This is a genomic window from Sphingomonas sp. CCH9-F2 (assembly GCF_001556735.1).
In the GTDB taxonomy this organism is placed as follows: Bacteria; Pseudomonadota; Alphaproteobacteria; order Sphingomonadales; family Sphingomonadaceae; genus Sphingomonas; species Sphingomonas ginsenosidimutans.
Map to the genome: position 1 here is coordinate 1 of NZ_LSJO01000237.1, position 452 is coordinate 452.

The window sequence follows — 452 nt, forward strand, 5'->3', positions numbered from 1 at the left end:
GCTGCGCGCCTACCCGGTGCCGCTCGCGCCCGATAAGGCTCCGAACCTCGTCTCCAGCGATGCACTGTTCCGACAATCCTGCGCGTCCTGCCACGGGATGACGGGCAACGGCCGTGGCCCTGACGCCGCCAAGCTCGCTACGCCCCCGATTGCTTTCACCGATGCCGAGCGCGCGCGCCAGCGCAGCGTGTTCGCGCTCTATCAGGTGGTGACGCAAGGCATCGACGGGACCGCGATGCAGAGCTTCGCCGATCTGCCCAACGATCAGCGCTGGGCGTTAGCATTCCGAGCCGGGAGCTTCGCCTTCACGGATGCGCAGGCGCGCGAAGGCGAGCGGCTTTGGAAATCCGACCCGACCCTTCGCCGGCGCATTCCGGACCTGAAAACCCTGGTCGCGCTCACCCCGGCCGCGCTCGGCGCGGCGATCGGCGACGCCAAGGCTGACGCCGTGC

General features: G+C 69.2%; 1 protein-coding gene. It reads left to right on the forward strand.

Features of this window, described 5'->3' with window-relative positions; genetic code table 11:
• Positions 1-452, forward strand: a 452-nt coding sequence (locus tag AX685_RS07155; RefSeq protein WP_156445713.1) for a c-type cytochrome, incomplete at both ends; no start/stop codon positions are given.